The 19,837-nt window shown below is 65.6% G+C and carries 21 protein-coding genes; 4 read left to right on the top strand and 17 right to left on the bottom strand.

What is annotated here, in order from left to right:
• Window position 1: 1 nt before the first annotated feature.
• Together ACFFUC_RS02305 and ACFFUC_RS02310 are read right to left on the bottom strand one after the other, a co-directional pair.
• Window positions 2-1,255: a 3-methyl-2-oxobutanoate dehydrogenase (2-methylpropanoyl-transferring) subunit alpha gene (locus ACFFUC_RS02305; RefSeq protein WP_377683127.1), complete on the bottom strand. Its 1,254-nt coding sequence runs from the start codon at window positions 1,253-1,255 to the stop codon at window positions 2-4.
• 122 nt (window positions 1,256-1,377) lie between these two features.
• Window positions 1,378-1,815, bottom strand: coding sequence for a hypothetical protein (locus ACFFUC_RS02310; RefSeq protein WP_377683129.1), 438 nt, complete (start codon window positions 1,813-1,815; stop codon window positions 1,378-1,380).
• On the opposite strand from ACFFUC_RS02310, the gene ACFFUC_RS02315 reads away from it, so the two are divergent.
• The gene (locus tag ACFFUC_RS02315; protein ID WP_377683131.1) at window positions 1,793-2,269 is read left to right on the top strand and encodes an Lrp/AsnC family transcriptional regulator; all 477 of its coding nucleotides are present in this window, start codon (window positions 1,793-1,795) and stop codon (window positions 2,267-2,269) included. The two genes, ACFFUC_RS02310 and ACFFUC_RS02315, sit on opposite strands and share 23 nt — an antisense overlap.
• A gap of 49 nt (window positions 2,270-2,318) precedes the next feature.
• Here the strand turns inward: ACFFUC_RS02315 and pdxY are convergent, their stop codons facing one another.
• From pdxY to ACFFUC_RS02360, 9 genes are all read right to left on the bottom strand, one after another.
• Complete coding sequence (gene pdxY / locus ACFFUC_RS02320; protein ID WP_377683133.1) at window positions 2,319-3,158, bottom strand: pyridoxal kinase; 840 nt, start codon at window positions 3,156-3,158, stop codon at window positions 2,319-2,321.
• 135 nt (window positions 3,159-3,293) lie between these two features.
• On the bottom strand, window positions 3,294-4,541 hold the full coding sequence (locus ACFFUC_RS02325; RefSeq protein ID WP_377683135.1) for a hypothetical protein: 1,248 nt from the start codon (window positions 4,539-4,541) through the stop codon (window positions 3,294-3,296).
• A complete protein-coding gene (locus ACFFUC_RS02330) occupies window positions 4,535-5,161 on the bottom strand; it encodes a hypothetical protein (RefSeq protein ID WP_377683137.1) in 627 nt (208 codons plus the stop codon). Before ACFFUC_RS02330 ends, ACFFUC_RS02325 begins: the two co-directional genes overlap by 7 nt.
• Window positions 5,158-6,039 carry a VWA domain-containing protein gene (locus ACFFUC_RS02335; RefSeq protein ID WP_377683139.1) on the bottom strand — a complete coding sequence of 294 codons (882 nt, stop codon included), beginning with the start codon at window positions 6,037-6,039 and terminating at the stop codon, window positions 5,158-5,160. The genes ACFFUC_RS02330 and ACFFUC_RS02335 overlap by 4 nt, the downstream gene beginning before the upstream one ends.
• Entirely contained in the window at window positions 6,036-6,962 is a 927-nt protein-coding gene (locus tag ACFFUC_RS02340; protein WP_377683141.1) for a VWA domain-containing protein, read from the bottom strand. The genes ACFFUC_RS02335 and ACFFUC_RS02340 overlap by 4 nt, the downstream gene beginning before the upstream one ends.
• On the bottom strand, window positions 6,959-7,339 hold the full coding sequence (locus ACFFUC_RS02345; RefSeq protein ID WP_377683143.1) for a hypothetical protein: 381 nt from the start codon (window positions 7,337-7,339) through the stop codon (window positions 6,959-6,961). The genes ACFFUC_RS02340 and ACFFUC_RS02345 overlap by 4 nt, the downstream gene beginning before the upstream one ends.
• Entirely contained in the window at window positions 7,326-8,213 is an 888-nt protein-coding gene (locus tag ACFFUC_RS02350; RefSeq protein WP_377683145.1) for a DUF58 domain-containing protein, read from the bottom strand. The genes ACFFUC_RS02345 and ACFFUC_RS02350 overlap by 14 nt, the downstream gene beginning before the upstream one ends.
• A 4-nt stretch (window positions 8,214-8,217) precedes the next feature.
• Window positions 8,218-9,180: an AAA family ATPase gene (locus ACFFUC_RS02355; RefSeq protein ID WP_377683147.1), complete on the bottom strand. Its 963-nt coding sequence runs from the start codon at window positions 9,178-9,180 to the stop codon at window positions 8,218-8,220.
• Between the two features lie 196 nt (window positions 9,181-9,376).
• Window positions 9,377-10,261 carry a LysR family transcriptional regulator gene (locus tag ACFFUC_RS02360; RefSeq protein WP_377683149.1) on the bottom strand — a complete coding sequence of 295 codons (885 nt, stop codon included), beginning with the start codon at window positions 10,259-10,261 and terminating at the stop codon, window positions 9,377-9,379.
• 123 nt (window positions 10,262-10,384) lie between these two features.
• On the opposite strand from ACFFUC_RS02360, the gene ACFFUC_RS02365 reads away from it, so the two are divergent.
• Window positions 10,385-10,681, top strand: coding sequence for a hypothetical protein (locus tag ACFFUC_RS02365; RefSeq protein ID WP_377683151.1), 297 nt, complete (start codon window positions 10,385-10,387; stop codon window positions 10,679-10,681).
• 148 nt (window positions 10,682-10,829) lie between these two features.
• On the opposite strand, the gene ilvD is transcribed toward ACFFUC_RS02365, so the two are convergent.
• The 5 genes from ilvD to ACFFUC_RS02390 all read right to left on the bottom strand — a co-directional run bounded on the left by ilvD (window position 10,830) and on the right by ACFFUC_RS02390 (window position 17,286).
• Window positions 10,830-12,668 carry a dihydroxy-acid dehydratase gene (gene ilvD, locus ACFFUC_RS02370; protein WP_377683153.1) on the bottom strand — a complete coding sequence of 613 codons (1,839 nt, stop codon included), beginning with the start codon at window positions 12,666-12,668 and terminating at the stop codon, window positions 10,830-10,832.
• 289 nt (window positions 12,669-12,957) lie between these two features.
• Entirely contained in the window at window positions 12,958-14,475 is a 1,518-nt protein-coding gene (locus tag ACFFUC_RS02375; RefSeq protein ID WP_377683155.1) for a tripartite tricarboxylate transporter permease, read from the bottom strand.
• A 10-nt stretch (window positions 14,476-14,485) separates the two neighbouring features.
• Window positions 14,486-14,965, bottom strand: coding sequence for a tripartite tricarboxylate transporter TctB family protein (locus ACFFUC_RS02380; protein WP_377683157.1), 480 nt, complete (start codon window positions 14,963-14,965; stop codon window positions 14,486-14,488).
• On the bottom strand, window positions 14,962-15,909 hold the full coding sequence (locus ACFFUC_RS02385) for a tripartite tricarboxylate transporter substrate binding protein (protein WP_377683159.1): 948 nt from the start codon (window positions 15,907-15,909) through the stop codon (window positions 14,962-14,964). Before ACFFUC_RS02385 ends, ACFFUC_RS02380 begins: the two co-directional genes overlap by 4 nt.
• A 240-nt stretch (window positions 15,910-16,149) precedes the next feature.
• Complete coding sequence (locus ACFFUC_RS02390; protein WP_377683161.1) at window positions 16,150-17,286, bottom strand: ABC transporter substrate-binding protein; 1,137 nt, start codon at window positions 17,284-17,286, stop codon at window positions 16,150-16,152.
• Between the two features lie 49 nt (window positions 17,287-17,335).
• Here ACFFUC_RS02390 and ACFFUC_RS02395 point away from each other — a divergent pair, with 49 nt between their 5' ends.
• A complete protein-coding gene (locus tag ACFFUC_RS02395; RefSeq protein WP_377683163.1) occupies window positions 17,336-18,007 on the top strand; it encodes a response regulator transcription factor in 672 nt (223 codons plus the stop codon).
• Window positions 18,004-19,395, top strand: a complete 1,392-nt coding sequence (locus ACFFUC_RS02400) for a sensor histidine kinase (RefSeq protein WP_377683165.1) — start codon at window positions 18,004-18,006, stop codon at window positions 19,393-19,395. Before ACFFUC_RS02395 ends, ACFFUC_RS02400 begins: the two co-directional genes overlap by 4 nt.
• Here the strand turns inward: ACFFUC_RS02400 and ACFFUC_RS02405 are convergent.
• On the bottom strand, window positions 19,392-19,784 hold the full coding sequence (locus ACFFUC_RS02405; protein WP_377683167.1) for a VOC family protein: 393 nt from the start codon (window positions 19,782-19,784) through the stop codon (window positions 19,392-19,394). The genes ACFFUC_RS02400 and ACFFUC_RS02405 overlap by 4 nt on opposite strands.
• Between the last annotated feature and the right edge of the window lie 53 nt (window positions 19,785-19,837).

The raw sequence follows: 19,837 nt of genomic DNA on the forward strand, positions 1-19,837 counted from the left end.
TTCAGAACCCCGCTTCATGGCGTTGACGCAAAAGGTGCGGCGGCATTTCGGCATAGACTTCCTCGAACATGTCGCGCGGGCTGGGGCGCTGTCCGTGATGAAGGGTGCCGATCGCCTCGGCCTCTTTTTGGGTGGCGGTGACAGAGGCCATGATCTCGGCCTCGGCCTGCGCATGGCGGTCTTCGGACCAGATACCGCGCGCGATCAGGTGGTTCTTGAAGCGCAGGATCGGATCACCAAGCGGCCAGGCCGCGCTTTCCTCGGCGGGGCGATAGGCCGAGGGATCGTCCGAGGTCGAATGCCCGCCCGCGCGATAGGTCACATATTCGATCAGCGTCGGGCCGAGATTGCGCCGCGCCCGTTCCGCCGCCCAACGCGCCACCGCGCAGACGGCAAGGTAATCGTTGCCGTCCACCCGCAACGCCGGAATGCCGAAGCCCAGACCACGCGCCGCGAAGGTTCCCGCGCCGCCGCGTGCGATCCCCTGAAAGGTCGAGATTGCCCATTGGTTGTTCACGATGTTCAGGATCACCGGCGCCTTGTAGGTCGAGGCAAAGACCAGCGCCGCGTGGAAATCGCTTTCCGCAGTCGAGCCGTCGCCGATCCAGCCCGCAGCGATCTTGTGGTCGCTCGAGATCGCCGAGGCCATCGCCCAGCCCACCGCCTGCACATATTGCGTGGCCAGATTGCCCGAGATCGAGAAGAAGCCGAACTCCTGCGAAGCATACATCACCGGCATCTGGCGGCCTTTGACCGGATCTTTCTCGTTGGAATAGATCTGGTTCATCATGGTCGAAAGCGGATAGCCGCCCGCGATCAAAAGCCCCGCCTGACGGTAGGTCGGAAAGTTCATGTCGCCCTTGCGCAGCGCCAGCGGGAAGGCGCAGGAGACCGCCTCTTCGCCCAGATGCTGCATATAGAACGAGGTCTTTTGCTGGCGCTGCGCCATCAGCATCCGCGCATCGAAGGCGCGCAGGGTCATCATGTCGCGCAAGCCCTTGAGCAGCGTGTCATTGTCGAGATCCAGCCCCTCGGCCCAAGGCCCGACCGCCTGTCCGTCACGGCTGAGCACGCGGATGATGGTAAAGGCGAGGTCGCGGATCTCCTCGGGATCGACATCGACCGGCGGGCGGCGCACCGTGCCCGCCTTGGGGATCTGCACCTTGGAGAAATCCGGCTGCCCGCCCGGGCGCACCTCGGGTTCGGGGACATTCAGGCTAAGGGGTGCGAATTCACCCTCCGAGCGGTCATCCATCGGTATCTCCTCCTTTACCGTGGTCGTCGTGCTGGGTCGTGGTCTTGCTTGGACGCGGCAAGGGCCGCGCCACCGTCGTGATTGTGGGCGCGATCGTCCGGACACCGCCCTCGCGGCGCCCGTCAGGCGGCGCTCGGACCGTCCCGAATGTCGCGCACACCCGGCATGCGGGCGATGCGTTCAAGCAGCAATCGGGGCGAAAGCGCCCCTTCGGGTCGGAAGTCGATGCGGATGTCGGCCAATGTCTCTGCCGGCGCGTCCCGCCCGTCAAAAGGCGCGTCGCCGACCGAGACGGATACTGCACAAAGTCCGAAGCCTACGCGTCGCAACTCGTCCAACCCACGAGAAAGATGATCCAATGGTATGTCGGATCGGAAATGAATGAAATGCACTGACTGCTCCCCCCATGGCCCCGCCAAAACACGAAACCATGGCAGCAATCCTGCCCTAGCTTTCACAAAATTTCTTTTCGTTCTTTTGAATTTTTGACCTTCATGCAAAAATATCTGCTGTGAAACTGCAAAATCTGGAAATCCTGTGCCGTCAGAAACCAAGCCCATCGACGCGATCGACCGCAAGATTCTCCGCGCGTTGCGCCGCGACGGGCGCCTGTCGAACAACCAGCTCGCCGAAGAGGTCGGTCTGTCGCCCTCGCCCTGCTGGCAGCGTACCCGCAGGCTCGAGGCCGAGGGCTATATCCGTGGCTATACCGCGCTTCTCGATCAGGAAAAGCTCGGCGCGCCCGAGACGGTGATCATCGACATCATGATGGACCGCCATGACGAGGCCGCGCTCGACAATCTCGGGCGCGCGATGGCCGAATTGCCCGAGGTGCTCGAGGTCTATCTGACCAGCGGCGAATACGACTATTTCATCAAGGTCGCGGTAAACGGCACCAAGGGCTACGAGGAGTTCCTGCGCAACAAGCTCTACCGCATCCCCGGCATCCGCCATTCGCGGTCGAGCTTCGCTTTACGTTGCCTCAAACAGGGCGGCGCGCCGATTCCGGACTAGGATCGGGATCGGGGTCGGGATCGGGATCGGGGGCCGGCCGGTTGCGCGCTCAGTCGCGCAGCAGGGCCTCGCGGAAGGACCGCCCGCCGATCTGGACTTCGAGCGTGCCCAAGGCCTGCGCATCGGCGATCGCCATGCCGGTCAGGGCCTGCGCCTCGTCCACCGCCCGCCCGAGGCTGCGGCCGCGACCAAGGCCGGCCACGACCAGCGCGGTAAACAGATCGCCCGTCCCCGACAGGGCCACCGGCAGATGGCGCGCGGGGTGGCGGCTGATGCCCTCGGGTCCGAGGATGACGCTTTCGATCATGCCCGCCTCGGTCTCGGCCAGAACGCAGCCGGTGCCGATGATGCGCGCACCCTCGGTCACGTTCAGCCTTTCGCGCAAGCCCTCGAAATCGGCGAGGGCGGCAACCTCGATCCCGCCGAGATAGGCCAGCTCGAACTGGTTGGGCGTCGCGAGATCGGCCAGCGGCAGCAACCGGTCGCGGAAGATCGCGGCGATGGATTCGGGGACGTAAAGGCCGGTGCCGGTATCGCCCATCACCGGATCGCACAGATAGATCAGCGCGGGATTGGCGGCCTTGGCCCTTTCGATGAAATCGGCGGTCAGAAGCGCCACTTCGGGCGATCCGATATAGCCGGTGACCAGATATTTCGCGCGTTCGGGCAGTCCGCGTTCCTCGGCACCCAGCAGCAGATCGGCAAAGAAATCGGGCGGCATGGCCCGGCCGCGCAGGGTCGGATGGTTGGGGGTATTCGACAAGATCACCGTCGGGATCGGCGCGACCTCCATCCCCACGGCCTGCATCGGAAAAACCGCCGCCGAATTGCCGACATGGCCGTAGACCACCTGACTTTGGATCGAGATTACCAATTCCGGACGGCTCATGGCCCTTTTCCTTCCCGCATCGTGTTGGCAGGCAGGGCGAACCCGGCCATTTGCGCCTAGGTTAAAGCGCCAGTGCAGGGAAGGTTCAATCGTTAACGGCAGCGCCTTGCGCCAAAGCCCTGCGGCGGCTCCGCATTAGGCGCCGCGCGCCATGATCCGGCCAAGGAAGGCCGCGCGGTCAAAGGCCGTGCCGCCTTCGCCCTTCACGGGGTTGCCCGCAGACTGGGCACCGGCAGACTGGGCACCGGCAAACTGGGTACCCCCCGCCTGCGGCCCGTAGATCGCGCGGTCGAGATCGGCCAAGGCCCCTTCGTCGACCGCGCGGCCAAACGCGCGCTCGTGGGCGGCGTAATCGCGCGCGGCATGGCGCAAAGCCGCAAGATCGCCGCCCGCCGCCGCAGCCTTGAGCGCGCGCAGATTGGGATTGGGAAAGCGCGCCTTCAGCCCGCGTAGAGCCTGACGCCAACCGCCCGCCCTTTGGCCCGGAAGGGCGACCAGCAGCGCGAGGATCAACCCGCCCGCCAAAGCCAGACCCGCATTCAGCCCGAAACGGGCGGGCGGCGCGGCGGCCCCCGCCATATTGTCGCCGAAACCGCCCAGCCCGATCTGGACCGGCAAGGTCACAGCGCCCCGCATCTCGCGGATCAGCGTGTTGAACCACGGGAACTGGATCGGCATGAGCGAGCCGACCTCGCCGGTATGGGGGCGCATGCTCCATTCCCAGATCGCGACGGCGACGGGGCCTTCGGCGGTCAAGCGGGTCTCGCGGATCTCGGGGGCGGTGAAGCTGATCAGCCAGGGCTCGCGGATCTCGGGGCGCGCGGGCAGCAGATGCGCCATCGTGCCCTCGGCGGTCAGGGTGATGCGCCGCGTCAGGGTTTCGCCCTCGCGCAACTCGGCGGGATCCTTGGAGAACTCGTCCTGCACCGTGAAGTGTCGCGCGGCCAAGGGGCGACCCGCGCCGGGATAGGGCGCGACCGTCAGCGTGACCGCTCCGGCCACGACATCGAAAGTCGGGCGGGTCATGCCCTCGGCCTTGGTCAGGTGATGGGTGACGGGGCCGATGGTCAAACTGCCGGAAACACGCGGGAAAACCGCGATGCGGCGCTCGAAGACGCCGACCAGACGCCCCTCGACCCGCTCTTGCGCCCAACGGTCGCGGGCGACCTGTATCCAGTCATAAGCGGGGGAGTCGGGAAAGGTGATCGAGGACAGCGAGATTGCGCCGGTATATTCGCCCCTGATGGTGACGGGGATCATCTCGCCCACCACGGGGCGCATGTCGGGGATGACGAGCCGCAGGGTATCTTCGGCCATGACCGGCCGGACAAGCGCGGGCAAAAGCGCGACGAACAGGACGATCAGCAGGCGCAGCTTTACCATGGTTCCGCCTCGCGCGGGCGGATCAGGCCCTGACTGGCGCGGCGGTCGTATTCCGCCTTGAGCCGAAGTTGCAAAAATTCGCCCGGATCGTCCGAGATCGTCGCCAGCCAGTCGTCGCTGGCCGCGATCCCGCGCGCCTCGATCGCGCGTTGCCATTCGGGCTCTTGCGCGCCCGCGGCATTGAGCATGACCGTCGGTGTGCCCGCCGCCCCCTCCAGCCCGCCATGACCGGAGATCCGGCCCGGCACGACACTGTCGCCCTGATGGGGCGGATACATGGTCAGGACCAGCTCGCGGTTGCGGCGCGCCTCGGCATCGGCCGGATTGACGAACAGTACCGCGTCGAAATAGGCGACCGAAAGCGGGTACTCCCCGACCGCCGCCAGCGAGAGGCCGCGGTTGTAGGTCTGGCTGCGCCCCGCCTCGGCAAAGGCTGCATCGGCAGCCGCGTAGTCGCCCGCACGATAAAGCGCGACACCCCGCTCCAGCGGACTGGCCAGAAGCGGCACGGCCAGTGAAGGCAGGCCCGCAACCAGCGCGAGCCGTCCCAAAGCCGCAGGTCCCGCCACCCCGAGGCACAAGACCGCCAGCGCCAGCAAAAGGATCAAACGGCGCTTCATGCCTGCCTCCGCAGCTGGGGCAGAAGGCCCAAAAGCGCGAACAGCACGAAAAACGGCCCGAGATCGCGATATTGCAGCGCGGTCATGGCCGCGTCGCGCTCGCGTCCCGAACCGGCCAGAGCGCGCACCACCGGCGCGGGCGCCTCGTGCCCCGAGACCGCGCCATCCGCGACCAAGGCAAGCCGCGACAGATCGCTGGCCGGATTGCCCGCCACACTCAGCGCCGAGATCCGCACCCCTGCCGCCTGAAGCCGCGCCGCTTCGGCCAGCGCGGCGTCGTCGATCCCGCCGCCGTCCGAAATCAACACGAGATCGGCCCGTTTGAGCCCCGCAAGCATCTGCCCCGCCATCGCCATCGCCGCGGCAGGCCGCGAGCTTTCATCGGGCATCGTCTCGGGCGAGAGGACCGCGATCTGGCTTTCGAGCGTCGCGGGATCGGCGGTGGGGGCGGCGACCGAATAGGCCTCGCCCGCATAAAGGATCAGCCCGACCGGACGACCGGCCAGCGCGCCCAGAAGGCCTGCGGCAGCGGCTTGCGCATCCTCCAGCGCGGGACCTTCGGCGACCGAGGGCGACATGTCGATCGCGATCACCACGGCATCGCTTTGCGCGAAAACCGGCGCATCGGCGCGCGGCACGGCCGGACCGGCAAGACCCACAACTAGCGCCGCCGCGCCGGCGATCGGGGCATAGGGCAAAAACCGCGCCGCCCCTTTGCCGCCGGTACCGAGCTGGCCCAAAGCCGCAAGACCCGCCAGCATCACGGGCGACAGGACGGCCTCCCATCCGCCCGCATCGGGGCCGCGCCGCCAACGCAGAACGGCCAGAGCCGCCAAAGCCAGCAGCGCCAAAAGCCAATAGGGCCGCAACAGGATCATCGCCGCCTCCAGCCGATCAGGCCCAACAGAAAGAGCGCCGCACCCGCCGGCCAGATCCAGAGCGGTTGCTGATACATCATCGGCGGTCGGGTCGAAGGGTTCGGCTCGATCTGGTCGAGCGTTGCCGCCATCGCCATGAGATCCTCCATCCCGCGCACGCGGAAGGTCGCGCCGCCGCTGGTCTCGGCGATCTCGCGCAGGGTCTTGGCATCGACCGCATCACGCGATTTGGGCTGGTTCTCCAGATCCTCGGGGCCAAGCGCGATCGTATGGATGCGGATCCAGTGTTCGGCGGCCAGCCGCGCGGCATCGACGGCGGGAACCTTGCCCGAGGTATCAACCCCGTCCGACAAGAGCACCACGACGCGGCTGGTCTGATCGCTCGCGCTCAGGCGCTTCATCGCGAGGCCGAGCCCGTCCGAAATCGCCGTTGCGCGACCGGATATGCCGATCTGGGCCTCGGCGATCGCGCGGGCAACGGCATCGACATCGAAGGTCACGGGCTGGGCGAAATAGGCGCGATCACCAAAAATCACCAGCCCGATCCGGTCGCCCCGCCGCGCCGCGACAAAGCGCGCCGCCACCGTTTTGACCGCATCGAGCCGCGAGATCGCCTGACCGTCGAGCTGGAAGTCCTCTTTCAGCATCGAGCCGGACAGGTCGATCACCAGCACGATATCGCGCCCCGAAGCCGGCAGCATCGCGCTTTGGCGGCTGATCTGCGGACCGGCCAGCGCCGCGACCAAAAGCACCCATGCCAACGCCGCAAGGGCAAATCGCCCGCCCGCGCGCCGCTCGGGCGTCAGAGTCGCGAAAAGATGTTCGGGCAGGCGCAAGCCGCCCTGCGCCTGTAGCGGCGGCAAAAGGCGCAGCAGAAGGACCGCAGGCAACAAAAGAAGCGCGAGAGGGAAGGCAAAATTCATCCGCGCTTCCTTGCGGAAAGGGCGGCGGAACGGCTGCGGCCGGCGGCTTTGGCCTGCCGCACGATCTCCGCATCGTCGGGGACGGGGGCCGCGCCGTAGGCGGCGGGGCGCAGTCCCTCGGGGAGCTGGCCGATCAGACGCGCGAGAGCCAGAAGACGCTCTTCCCCGTCTTGGGCTTTGGTGTCGTGCAACAGGGCGCGCAGTTGCGCCGCGCGCGAGCGCCGCCGCGTCAGGAAGGGAGATGCCAGCCACAAGAGCACAAGCCCCGCCAGCAGGCCGAGCCCGACCAGCGCCAGCGCGGCGCGCCAATCCAGCACCAGAACCGAGGGCGGCAGGCGGCTGGGCGACAGGGTTGCGATCAGCTCATCCGGCGTCATCGGCCTCGACCATCACGGCTTCGGCCCCGAGGCTGCGCAGATGGCGCAGAAGGGGCGCGGGATCATATCCGCCAAGTCGGCCAAAGCGCGAGGCGCGCCCGTCGCTGACCGAAAGCGCGGGTTCCGGCGGGGCGGTTTCGGCGCGGTCGAGCAGCAGATGGACGGTGACCGCGCGACCCTTGGCCAGACGCGAAAGCGCCGCATCGCCCGAACCCAGCCCCTCGGGACCGGTCGCGAGATGGATCTGCCCGCCCGGCGGCACCATGCGTTGCCCCTGCGCAAGAATGGCCGAAAGATCATGGGCTTGCACGGGCCCAGCCCCCGCCGCCATCTGCCGCAACAGCGCCGCGTCATGGGCCTGCGCCAGCACCAGCGCGAGCGCCTGCATCTGCTCCGCCCCCATGCCCGCCGCGCGCGAAAACGGCGCCTCGCCACCCGCCGCGAGAAGCGCGACAGAGCCGCCGCGCCCCACCGCCTCCCAGCCGAGCCGCGCCAAAAGCCTGCCCGCACGGACCGAACGCAGGCTGTTGCCCGTGCCCCACAGCATCGCGGGGCGGAAATCCGCGATAAGCAGCGTGGTGTCGTCGCGGTCCTCGAAAAAGCTGCGGACATGAAGCTGGCCGGTACGCGCCGTCGCCGCCGGATCGATGCGGCGCAGATCGTCGCCGTCGGAAAAGGCACGGATCTCGCGCAGATCCATCCCCTGCCCCGCTACCCGCGCGGCGATCGCGCCGGGGCGGCGGCTGGCGGGGCGGTGCCGGGCTGGCCGCGGCGCGGGGCGCAAAGCGATCAGTTCGGCCGCGGTCAGGCGCAGACCGGCGTGATCAAGAGCGGAGCCCTTCAGCCCCGCATTGGACGAAACCGGCGCGTTCATCGTGCTACCAAGGCCGGACCCCGGCGAGAACCTCGGCGACCAGACGCCGACCCGTGCGCCCCTCGCTGATCGCCTGCCAATTGGGAACCATGCGATGGGCCAGCGCGTCCTCGGCCAAGGCCTCGACATCTTCGGGCAAGGCGTGGTCGCGACCCGCAAGCCATGCCCGCGCCTTGGCGGCCGAGGCCAAAGCCAGTGTGCCGCGCGGCGAAACCGGATGCTCGACCCATTCGGCCACCAGCCCGCCCGCGCGCGTCGCCATCACCAACCGCACGATGTAATCCTTGAGCGCGGGCGCGAGATGGACCGAAGCCACGGCCGCTCGGGCAGCATGGATATCCGCCTCGGCAATGATGCGGGCGTCTTGTGCGGGAGGCGTCTGGCTTTCGGCCTCGACCAGATCGAGGATCGCGCGTTCGGCCTCGGCACCGGGCAGATCCAGCGCGAGATGCAGCAGGAAACGGTCCATCTGAGCCTCGGGCAGCGGAAAGGTCCCCTCGTGCTCGATCGGGTTCTGGGTCGCGACGACCATGAACGGATCGGGCAAAGCGCGGGTGACGCCGCCGGTGGTGACCTGATGTTCGGCCATCGCCTCGAGCAGGGCCGATTGGACCTTGGGCGGCGCGCGGTTGATTTCATCGACCAGCACCAGCGAATGGAAAAGCGGCCCCGGCACGAAGTCGAACCCGCCCTGATCGGCGCGGAAGATCTGCGTTCCCGTCAGATCCGAGGGCAGAAGGTCGGGCGTACACTGGATCCGCGCCGATTTTCCGGGCAAATGGGCCGCGAGACGTTTGACCGCGCGGGTCTTGGCGATGCCGGGCGGCCCTTCGAGCAGGACATGCCCGCCCGCCAGAAGCGCGATCACCAGCCGCTCGGCCATGCGCTCGTGCCCGACCAGCCCCGCTGCGACATCGGCCACCAGCTGCGCAACCGGATGTCCGGCAATCCGTTCGTGATGTGTCATCTTGTCCCCCCGCCCAAGGTTCACGCCGGTCGGGGACTGAAACCTAATGGAAAAGCGGCCCTCTCAGACCTTAGTCTGGGGAAATTTGCCCGCACCCGCGCGAGGAAAAGGCCGCATCGTCCCGACAAGACCGGCCCGATGCGGCCAGTCAACGCCGCCGGTCAACGCGACCGGCCCGATGGTGCCGCGCGACGGGCTAGCGCACCCAGCCCCGCGCCGCCTCCTGCACGATCTTGGTGAAGCTGCGCACCTTCAGCGAGCGGTGAAGATCGACATGGGTCACGAGCCAGATCTTGACCTCCCATTCGGGCGGATGCTCGTCGGGAAAGAGCTCGACCATATCGTCCGAGGCCAAAGCCAGCGGCAAAAAGCCGATCCCCATGCCGTTGTTCACCGCAGACCAGCCCGAGCTTGATTGGGCGGTGCGCAGGACAACATTCTGCTCGGGCACGCGTTCGAGCAGCCACAAATGGAAGGGCGCGCGGTCGTCGTCGACCTCGAAGACCACGAAACGGTGCTTGGCAAGGTCGGCAACGGTTCTCGGGCGGCCGTGTTTGCGGATATATTCGCGCGAGGCAAACAATCCGACACGGAAATCCATCAAGGGAACGACGACATTATCGGGATGCGTCGGCTCGGTTCCTGCGCGGAATGCGACATGGGCCTCGCCGTAAGCCAGATGGAAGGTACGGACGTCCGAGTGGTAAAGCACTTGAACCGAAGGGAATTTATCCTGAAACGTCTTGATGACCGGAAGAACCAAGGGGCTCATGATCGGGATTGCGGTCACGATCAGTTGACCCGCCACCTCTTCGCGCGAGGTCTCGATACGGTCGAGCATCTGCGTCAGCTGGTCGATCACTAGATTCGAGGTCCGCAGCAGCTCCTGTCCGGCCTCCGTCGGGGTATATCCCCGCGCATGTCTTTGAAATAGCTTGGTATGCAGGCGTTCTTCAAGCGCGTCGATATGGCGGATAACCGTCGAATGGTGCATCCCCAACGCTTGTGCGGCAGCGCTTACTCGCCCCAGTTGGGCCACCAAAGAGGCTGTTCTGATTTCTGTCCAGAGGTTTAGCCTCATAGTTCATCTCACTCGTGCACAGTCACTGTTTGCTCGGGGCAATTTAACGCGAAAGTTTTGTGAACATATAGGACCCAGAACAAACAAAAACGGCATTAACGCCTGTTAACCTGGAGATTTGATATGTTTGCTAAACTTGCAGTTGCTGCCCTTGCCCTGACCGTTGCCGCTCCGGCTTTCGCCGACACCAACCCGGGCAACGCCATGATCGCCCGCCTCGTGAACGTTGACGTCAACGAATTCAACACCAGCGAGCTCGGCGACATCGTCGGCGAAAAAGGTTCGGTCAAACAACAAGCCCGCGCCCGCTACATCCTCGAGCAGCGCGCTCGTGGCGTGAACGAAGCCGTCGCCGACGACAGCACCACCAACTACTTCGGCCTGAGCGCTCTGAACAGCCGTCGCGGCCACGACAACTAATCCTCCCGAATGTCGGGAAAACGGCGCGCGGCCTGACGGCTGCGCGCCTTTTTCTTGCCTCGGCAGCCTCGTCACATGCTGCTGTCAGGCAAAAGGAAAAGGCTGCAGATTTCTCTGCAGCCTTTTCTTTTTCTGATCGCCGTGACGCTTATTCCGGCAGAACGCGGATCGCGCCCTTGTCGGCCGAGGATGCGAACTGCGCATAGACCTTGAGCGCGGTCGTGACCTGACGCTGGCGCGGCGCGGCCGGTTTCCAGCCTTTCGCATCCTGTTCGGCACGGCGGGCGGCCATTTCGGCATCCGGCACGGCGAGGTGGATGGTGCGGTTCGGGATGTCGATCTCGATCCGGTCGCCGTCGCGTACCAGACCGATCGCGCCGCCAGCCGCCGCTTCCGGCGAGACGTGACCGATCGAAAGACCCGAAGTCCCGCCCGAGAAACGGCCGTCCGTCAGCAGCGCACAGGATTTGCCCAGACCTTTCGACTTCAGATAAGAGGTCGGGTACAGCATTTCCTGCATGCCCGGCCCGCCTTTCGGCCCCTCGTAGCGGATGACGACGACGTCGCCCGCCTCGACCTTGCCGGTCAGGATCGCGGAAACGGCAGCATCCTGGCTCTCGTAGACCTTGGCACGACCGGCAAAAACGTGGATCGACTCGTCGACGCCCGCCGTTTTCACCACGCAGCCGTCCAGCGCGATATTGCCTTTCAGCACCGCAAGACCACCATCCTTGGTGAAGGCATGTTCGACCGAACGGATCACGCCGTTCTCGCGGTCGGTATCAAGGCTCGGCCAGAGCGAATTCTGGCTGAAAGCGACCTGCGTCGGCACGCCGCCCGGCGCTGCAAGGAACAGTTCGCGCGCAGTGGTGTCGTTCGAGCGCGCGATATCCCATTGGTCGATCGCCGCACCCAGTGTCGGCGCGTGCACGGTCGCGCAGTTGCGGTCCAAAAGGCCGCCACGGTCCAGCTCGCCCAGGATCGACATGATGCCGCCGGCGCGGTGGACGTCTTCCATATGCACATCGGCCTTGTTCGGTGCGACTTTGCACAGGCAGGGAACCTTGCGCGACAAAGCGTCGATATCGTCCATGTCGAAATCGATGCCGCCTTCCTGCGCCGCAGCCAGAATGTGCAGAACCGTATTGGTCGAGCCGCCCATCGCGATATCCAAAGCCATCGCGTTGTTGAACGCGGCCTTGTTCATGATGTTGCGCGGCAGGACAGAGGCGTCGTCGCCCTCGTAATAGCGCTTGGCCAGACCGACGATGCGCCGGCCCGCCTCGAGGAAGAGCGCCTTGCGCGCGCCATGCGTCGCCAGAGTCGAGCCGTTGCCCGGCAGCGAGACGCCGAGCGCCTCGGTCAGACAGTTCATCGAGTTGGCGGTAAACATCCCCGAGCACGAGCCGCAGGTCGGGCAGGCGTTCTGCTCGATCGCGAGCACATCCTCGTCGCTCATTTTGTCGTCGGCGGCGGCAACCATCGCATCGACGAGGTCCATCGCAACCGTGCGGCCGTCGCCGAGCGTGACTTTGCCCGCTTCCATCGGGCCGCCCGAGACGAAGATGACCGGAATGTTCAGGCGCATCGCGGCCATCAGCATGCCGGGGGTGATCTTGTCGCAGTTCGAGATGCAGACCATCGCGTCGGCGCAATGGGCATTGACCATATATTCGACCGAGTCCGCGATCAGCTCGCGCGAGGGCAGCGAATACAGCATGCCGTCATGGCCCATCGCGATGCCGTCATCGACCGCGATCGTATTGAATTCCTTGGCGATGCCGCCATGCGCTTCGACCTCGCGGGCGACCATCTGGCCCAGATCCTTGAGGTGGACGTGGCCGGGTACGAATTGGGTGAAGCTGTTGACGATGGCGATGATCGGCTTGCCGAAATCGCTGTCCTTGACGCCGGTTGCACGCCAAAGCCCCCGAGCGCCTGCCATATTGCGGCCATGGGTGGTGGTACGGGAACGATATGCGGGCATTGGGCTGAACCTCTCGGACTGGCGTGCGGAACAGGTTGTGGGGATTTGCGCCGGGAATTGCAACACCAGTTGACGCGGTTATGACAGGTTCTCGGGCCTTTTTTGTAATATCTACAACTTTGGTGAAATATTTGCGCAACAATCCGTCGCAAACTGCATACCAGCAGCGGGCATCGCGACCTTTGCGGCAAAAGAAAGCCCCGCGTCGCGCGCGGGGCTTTCTCCTTCTGCCGGACCCTGTCCCTCGTTCTTCTTGTTCTGAGTAGCGGGTGCGGCCTTGTGGCTGTCCTCAATCCTCGTTGGCGGCCAAAGCCGACAGGGTGTCGCCGCGTCCGCGCCAGCGCAGATACATCGGAACCACCAGTGCCAGCGTCGCGCCGATCAGCAGAACCGCCGCAATCGGGCTGGCGAAGAGATAGCCGACATCGCCCTGCGAGATCGACAAGGCCCGCCGCAACTGCTGCTCGGCCATCGGGCCAAGGATCAGCCCGACCACCACCGGCGCAATCGGATAGTTCATCAGCCGCATGACAAAGGCCATGATCCCGAAGACCAGCAGCATCGTCAGCTCGCCAAGCGAGGGGTTGGCCCCGATCGTACCGAGCGTCGCGAAAAGCAGGATGCCCGCATAAAGCCAGGGGCGCGGAATGGTCAAAAGACGCACCCAAAGCCCGATCATCGGCAGGTTCAGGACCAACAGCATCAGGTTGGCCACCAAAAGCGAGGCGATCAGCCCCCAGACCAGCGTCGGATTGGTCGCGAACAGAAGCGGACCCGGCTGCAAGCCGAACTGCTGGAAACCCGCCAGCATGATCGCGGCCGTCGCGGTCGTCGGCAGGCCGAGCGTCAGGAGCGGCACCAAAGTCCCAGCCGCCGAGGCGTTGTTGGCGGCCTCGGGACCGGCGACACCTTCGATCGCGCCATGGCCGAACTCCTCGGGATTGGGGCTCAGCTTCTTTTCGGTGGCGTAAGACAGGAACGTGCCGATCTCGGCCCCGCCGGCGGGCATGGCGCCGATCGGGAAGCCGATCGCCGTGCCGCGCAGCCAAGGCTTCCACGAGCGCTTCCAATCCTCGCGGTTCATCATGACCGAACCTTTGACGGCCTCGACATGCTCTTGACCGGCGGGCCCGCGCGAGGCGACGTAAAGCGCCTCGCCCACCGCGAACATGGCGACGGCCAAGGTCGTGACCTCGATCCCGTCAAGCAGGATGGGCTGGCCGAAGCTCAGCCGTGCCTGACCGGTCAGCTGGTCGATCCCGATCATCGCCAGCGCAAGTCCGACGAAAAGCGAGGTCAGGCCGCGCAAGGCGGAATCGCCGAATGCGGCGGAAACCGTGACGAAGGCCAGCACCATCAGCGCGAAATACTCGCGCGGACCAAACAGGAGCGCGAATTTCACGATGAAGGGCGCGATGAAGGCCAAGGCAAGCGTCGCGATCAGGCCGGCCACGAAAGAGCCGATGGCCGCCGTCGCCAGCGCCGGACCGCCGCGTCCCTTGCGCGCCATCTTGTTGCCCTCAAGCGCGGTGATGATCGAGGCGCTCTCGCCCGGGGTGTTGAGCAGGATCGAGGTGGTCGAGCCGCCGTACATCCCGCCGTAATAGATGCCCGCGAACATGATCAGCGAGCCGGTCGGGTCGAGCTGGTAGGTCACCGGCAGCAAAAGCGCCACGGTCAGCGCCGGACCGATCCCCGGCAGAACGCCCACCGCCGTACCGAGCGTCACGCCGATCAGCGCATAAAGCAGGTTCCACGGCTGGAGCGCCGAGCCGAGACCATGAAAGAGATAGGAGAATGTATCCATCGGCTTCTCCTCAGAAGATCAGGTTTTCCAGCCAACCCGCAGGGAGAGTCAGACTGAGAAGCTGCGAAAAGACCGCAAAAACAAAGAAGGACAGACCGAAACCCACAGGGAGCGAGAGGTGCCAGCGTTTCTCGTCGAAGGCGCGTGCGACACAGGCGAACATCAGGCCGGTCGCGATGGTGAAGCCCGCCGTTTTCAGCAAGACGATCTGCAGGACCAGCCCCAGAACGATCCAGCCGACCGCGGCGGGGGACTGGATCTTTTCGGCCTGGGCGGTGCCTTTGAAGGCATTATACCCCGTCAGGGCCGCCAGCAGCAAAAGCACATAGGCAATCCAGCGCGGAACCGTCGCGGGACCGACCTGCGAATAGCCCGCCGCGCTCGAGAGGCGCGTCATGTCCATCAAGATGACAATGGCGACGGCCGCAAGAAAGACGGCCACGCCAAGCGCCGCCCAATCGGGGCGGCGCGAGACAGGGCTTGTGCTCATTTGACCAGACCGATGTCTTTCAGGATGGTCTCGGTCGAGGCAATATCGGCATCGAGCTGCGCGTCGAAAGCGTCGCCTGCCAGATAGGTATTCGCCCAGCCTTTGGTCGCGAGCTGCTCTTTCCAGCTGGCCGAATTCACCATTTTCTCGATATCGGCGGTGATTGCGGCTTTCTGCTCGGCGCTGATGCCCGGAGCGGCGGCAACCATGCGCCAGTTCTGGATCGAGGTATCAAGGCCCGATTCCTTCAGCGTCGGCGCGTCGATCCCTTCGACCCGCTCGTCCGAGGTGATCGCGAGCAGACGCAGCGCACCGGCCTGAACCTGTGCCTCGAATTCGCCGTAGCCCGAGATACCAGCCGTCACCTGGCTGCCGAGAATCGCGGCCAGAGCCTCGCCGCCGCCCGAATAGGCGATGTAGTTGATTTTGGTCGGATCGACGCCGGCCGCTTTTGCGATCAGCCCCGCCGCGATATGGTCGGTGCCGCCTGCCGAACCGCCGGCCCAGCTGACCGCGCCCGGATCGGCTTTCAGCTTCGCGACCAGATCGGCCATGGTTTTGATATCCGAGGCAGCCGGAACGACGACCGCTTCGTATTCGCCCGTCAGACGCGCGATCGGCGTGACGTCTTTAAGCGAAACCGGCGAGGCGTTGGTCAGGATCGCGCCGACCATGACATAGCCGCCGACGATCAGCGCCTTGTCGTTGCCGCTGTTTTGCGCGGCGAATTGCGCCAGACCGATGGTGCCGCCCGCGCCCGGAACGTTCACAACCTGCACGGATTTCGAGATGCCTTCCTGCTGCAGCACCGTCTGCATGGTGCGCGCGGTCTGGTCCCAGCCGCCACCCGGCGCGGCGGGCGCGGTAATCGTATAGTCATTCGCGAATGCCTGCGTGGCGAGAACCGCCGAAACCGCTGCCGCTGCCAGTGAAATACGGATCATGCGTAAACTTCCTCCCATGGGCGGCAGATTTGACTGCCTGTCCTTTGTTTCGAGCTGCCCGCCGCTTCTCCCAAAGCCGACGGAATCGACCCTTCCTCTCGGGCCATGTCCAAGTTTGCACATAGAATCCTGTCACAGACCTGACATAATGGGATAAATTTTCAGCACCCCTGCCCGAATTCCGGCCACAACGAAAATGACCCCGTCCCGCGCCGGTCCTGCTTGGGTCTTGCAGGCGGCCTACCGGGGCTTGGCGGCGAGCGTCCGGTTCCAGCGCTCGATCAAGCGCTTGCGCGAGGCCTGGTCGAGATAGGCCAGAAGCCCCGGACTGACCGGCACCGGCTTGAGGCGCAGCCCCGACAGATCGCCCAAGCCGCCCGCAGGGCCGGGTTGGCCCGCAACCTCAAGGCTGACGGCGGGCAGGCGCAGGGTTTGCGACAGAAGGCTTTGGCCCTCGGGCGACATCAGGAAGGCCAGAAACGCGCCGCCGAGTTCGGGCGAGCGCGCGGCCTTGGGGACCACGGCCACCCGAGAGACCACCACCGTAAAATCGCGCGGCAGGATCAGGCCGATATCGGGGTTCTGCCGTGCGGCCTCGGCGGCGTAAGAGCCCAGAAGGTTATAGCCCAAGGCCAGCCGCCCGTCGCCGATCCGCGCCAGAAGCTCGCCCGAGGTCGGGAATTGCTGAACACCCGCTTGGCCCATTGCGGCGACGATCTCCCAGATCTTGGGGAAAAGCTCCTGATCGCGGGCAAGAAAAAGATAGCCCACCCCCGAGCGCGCGATATCGTAAGTCCCGATCCGCCCCGCCGCCTGTTCGGGACGGCCCGAAATCCATGCCACCAGCTCGGCACGGGTCGAGGGCGGCGCGATCCCCGCGAAGCTGGGGATATGATAGGCGAAAACCGCAGGCTCGTAGGTCAGCGCATAGGCCGTATCGCGCCAGTTCGCCCAATCGGGCCAATCGGCGGTATCGGGGGTCTCGACCGCTTGGGCAAAGCCGTCATTGGCCAGTTTCACCTGCAAATCCATCGCCGAGGAAAAGGCGAAATCCGCGGTAACGCCCCCCGTCGCGCCATCCTGTCTGCTTTCGGCAACGATGCGGTCATGGAGCGTGCCGGTCAGCAGATCCTCGTAGACGACCGCGACATCGGGATTGCCCTGCTGGAAAGCCTCGATCAGCGGGCGCGCGAGACCGGTATCGAGCGAGGAATAGATCACCAGCCGACGGGTTTCGCCGCCCGCGTCCCGCGCCGCGAACAGGCTGGGCTCGGCCCGCGCGGCAAGCGGGGCCAGACAGCAAAGAGCAAGGCCGAAGAGGGTCGGAAACAGGCGCATGGCGAAACTCTGCCCGAGGCCCGCCCGCCGCACAAGCATTTGCACAAGTCTTTGCGATACCGCTAGGATACAGGCGAACGGAGGACCCATGCGCATCCTGCTGGTCGAAGACAACCTGGCCCTCGCCGATGGTCTGGCTGCGCTTTTGCGCCAGTCGGGCTATGCGGTCGATATGGTCCATGACGGCGCCTCGGCCGAGGCTTTGGCTGCGGCCGAAAGCTTCGATCTGGTGATTTTGGACCTCAACTTGCCGCAGATGGACGGCCTTGATGTGTTGCGCGCCATGCGCAGCCGCAAAAACGCTGCCGCCGTGATGATCCTGACCGCGCGCGGCGCGCCCGAAGAGCGTGTCAAAGGGCTGGATCTGGGGGCGGACGACTATCTGATCAAACCCTTCGATATCGGCGAGTTCGAGGCCCGCGTCCGCTCGCTTTTGCGCCGTCAGGCGGGGCTCAAGACCTCGAGCGTGAGCTTCGGCCCGCTGACGCTCGATCTGACGACCCGCAGCTTTTCCACCCAGACCGCGCCGCTCGATCTGCCCGCGCGCGAACGGGATCTGCTGGAGCTTTTGATCGTCAAGGCGGGCCGCGTGGTGACGCGCGACGCGATCGTGCAATCGCTGACCTCGCTGGACGACGAGCTCTCTGCCAATGCGATCGAGCAATATACCAGCCGCCTGCGCAAACGCCTTGCACCGCTGGGGCTGACCATCCGCTCGGCACGGGGTCTGGGCTACTTTCTCGACCGGGACGCAAGGTGAGGGGCCGCAGCTTCTCGCTCCGCAACAGGCTTTTGGCGTGGCTTTTGCTGGCAACCGCGGTACTGGGCGTGCTGGCGCTGATCGATACATGGCGCGAGGCGGTGCGGACGGCAAATGCGCTGGCCGACCGCGTGCTGGCGGGCTCGGCCCTCGTGATTGCCGAGCGCGCGGCGCTTGATACCGACGGCACGCTTTTGATCGACATTCCTTATGGCGCGCTGCAAATGCTCAGCTCCGCCGCGCAGGACCGCGTCTTCTACCGCGTCGACAGCCCGCCCGGCACGTTGATCACCGGCTATGCCTCGCTGCCGGTCGCGGCCGCGGTACTGGACGGCCCGCCCGCCTTTTCGGACGGGCTGTTCGAGGGCGAAACCGTGCGCGTGGCCAGCCTGACGCGGGCCGCCTCGACCGGCATCGACGAGCTGCCCTTTGTCGTGACCCTCGCCGAGACCACGCAGGCGCGGCAGGAACTGACCCGCACCATCCTGTGGCGCTCGGCGCTCAGGCTTTTGGGGATGATCGCGGGGGCGGCGCTGATCGCATGGATCGCCGTCACCGTCTCGCTGCGCCCGCTTTACCGTCTGGGCGAAGAGATCTCGGCCCGCAGCTTCAACGATTTGCGCCCGATCGAGACGCCGGTTCCGACCGAGGTGAGCGGGCTGGTCGAGACCGTCAACTCCTTTATGCGCCGCCTGCAATCGGCGGTCGCGGGTCTGCGCAACTTCAGCGGCAATGCCGGTCACCAGCTGCGCACGCCGATGACGGTGGTGCGCATGCAGCTAGCGCTGGCCAGCCGCGCCGAGGACCCCGCCGAGGCCCGTGCCGCCACCGCCAAGGCCGACGAGGCCGTTGCCCGTGCCCAGCAGATCCTCGCCCAGCTTCTGCTTCTGGCGCGGGTCGAAGCGACGGGGGGCGACGGGCCGCGCACCGCGCCGCTGGATCTGAGCGCCTTCGCCCGCGCGCTGACCGCCGATCTCGTGCCCGAGGCGCTGGATCGCGGCATCGATCTGGGTTTCGAGGGAGAGGACCCGCTGACCGTCACCGCCGAACCTCTGCTTTTGGGCGAGGCGCTGCGCAACCTGATCACCAATGCGCTGCTTTACGCGGGCGCGGGGGCAATCGTCACGGTGCGCACTCTGGGCTGCGCCGAAGGCATCTGTCTCGAGGTCGAGGATAACGGCCCCGGCATTCCCGCCCCTGCCCGCGAGGCCGCGATCAACCGCTTTGCTCGCGGCGAGACATCGATGCCGGGCACGGGGTTGGGGCTGGCGATCGTGCAGGAAATCGCCGCGCTTTTCGAGGCGCAGATGTCCCTGAGCGAAGGCGCCGAGGGGCGCGGGTTGCGGGTCCGGCTGACCTTCCCAGCGCCCGCAGCCGAGAGCGCCTAGAGATAGCGACCGCCGCGTTGCAAGACCTCGATCTCGTAGCCGTCTGGGTCCTTGATGAAGAAAAACCGCGCGATCACCTCGCCCGCAGGCGCGAAGTCGACCAGTTTGCGCGGGGCAAGACCCAGATCGGTCAGGCGGGCATGTTCGGCGGCGACATCCTCGACCGAAACCGCGAGATGGCCGTAGCCATTGCCGAGATCATAGCTTTCGGTCCCCTTGTTCACGGTCAATTCCAGCTCGAACGTGCTTTCGGGATTGGACAAATAGATCAGGGTGAAGCTCTCGAAATCCAGCCGCTCGGCAACGTCGAGGCCGAAAGCCGCTTTGTAGAAGGCGAGCGAGCGCGCCTCGTTCGCGACGCGGATCATCGAATGGATCATCTTGGCCATAGGGGGGCCCTTTCGGTCTGAAATGCCGGCGCCATGCCGCTTTGCCCCGCGAT

Origin of the sequence: Paracoccus cavernae (assembly GCF_042430175.1) — a bacterium.
Lineage (GTDB): Bacteria > Pseudomonadota > Alphaproteobacteria > Rhodobacterales > Rhodobacteraceae > Paracoccus > Paracoccus cavernae.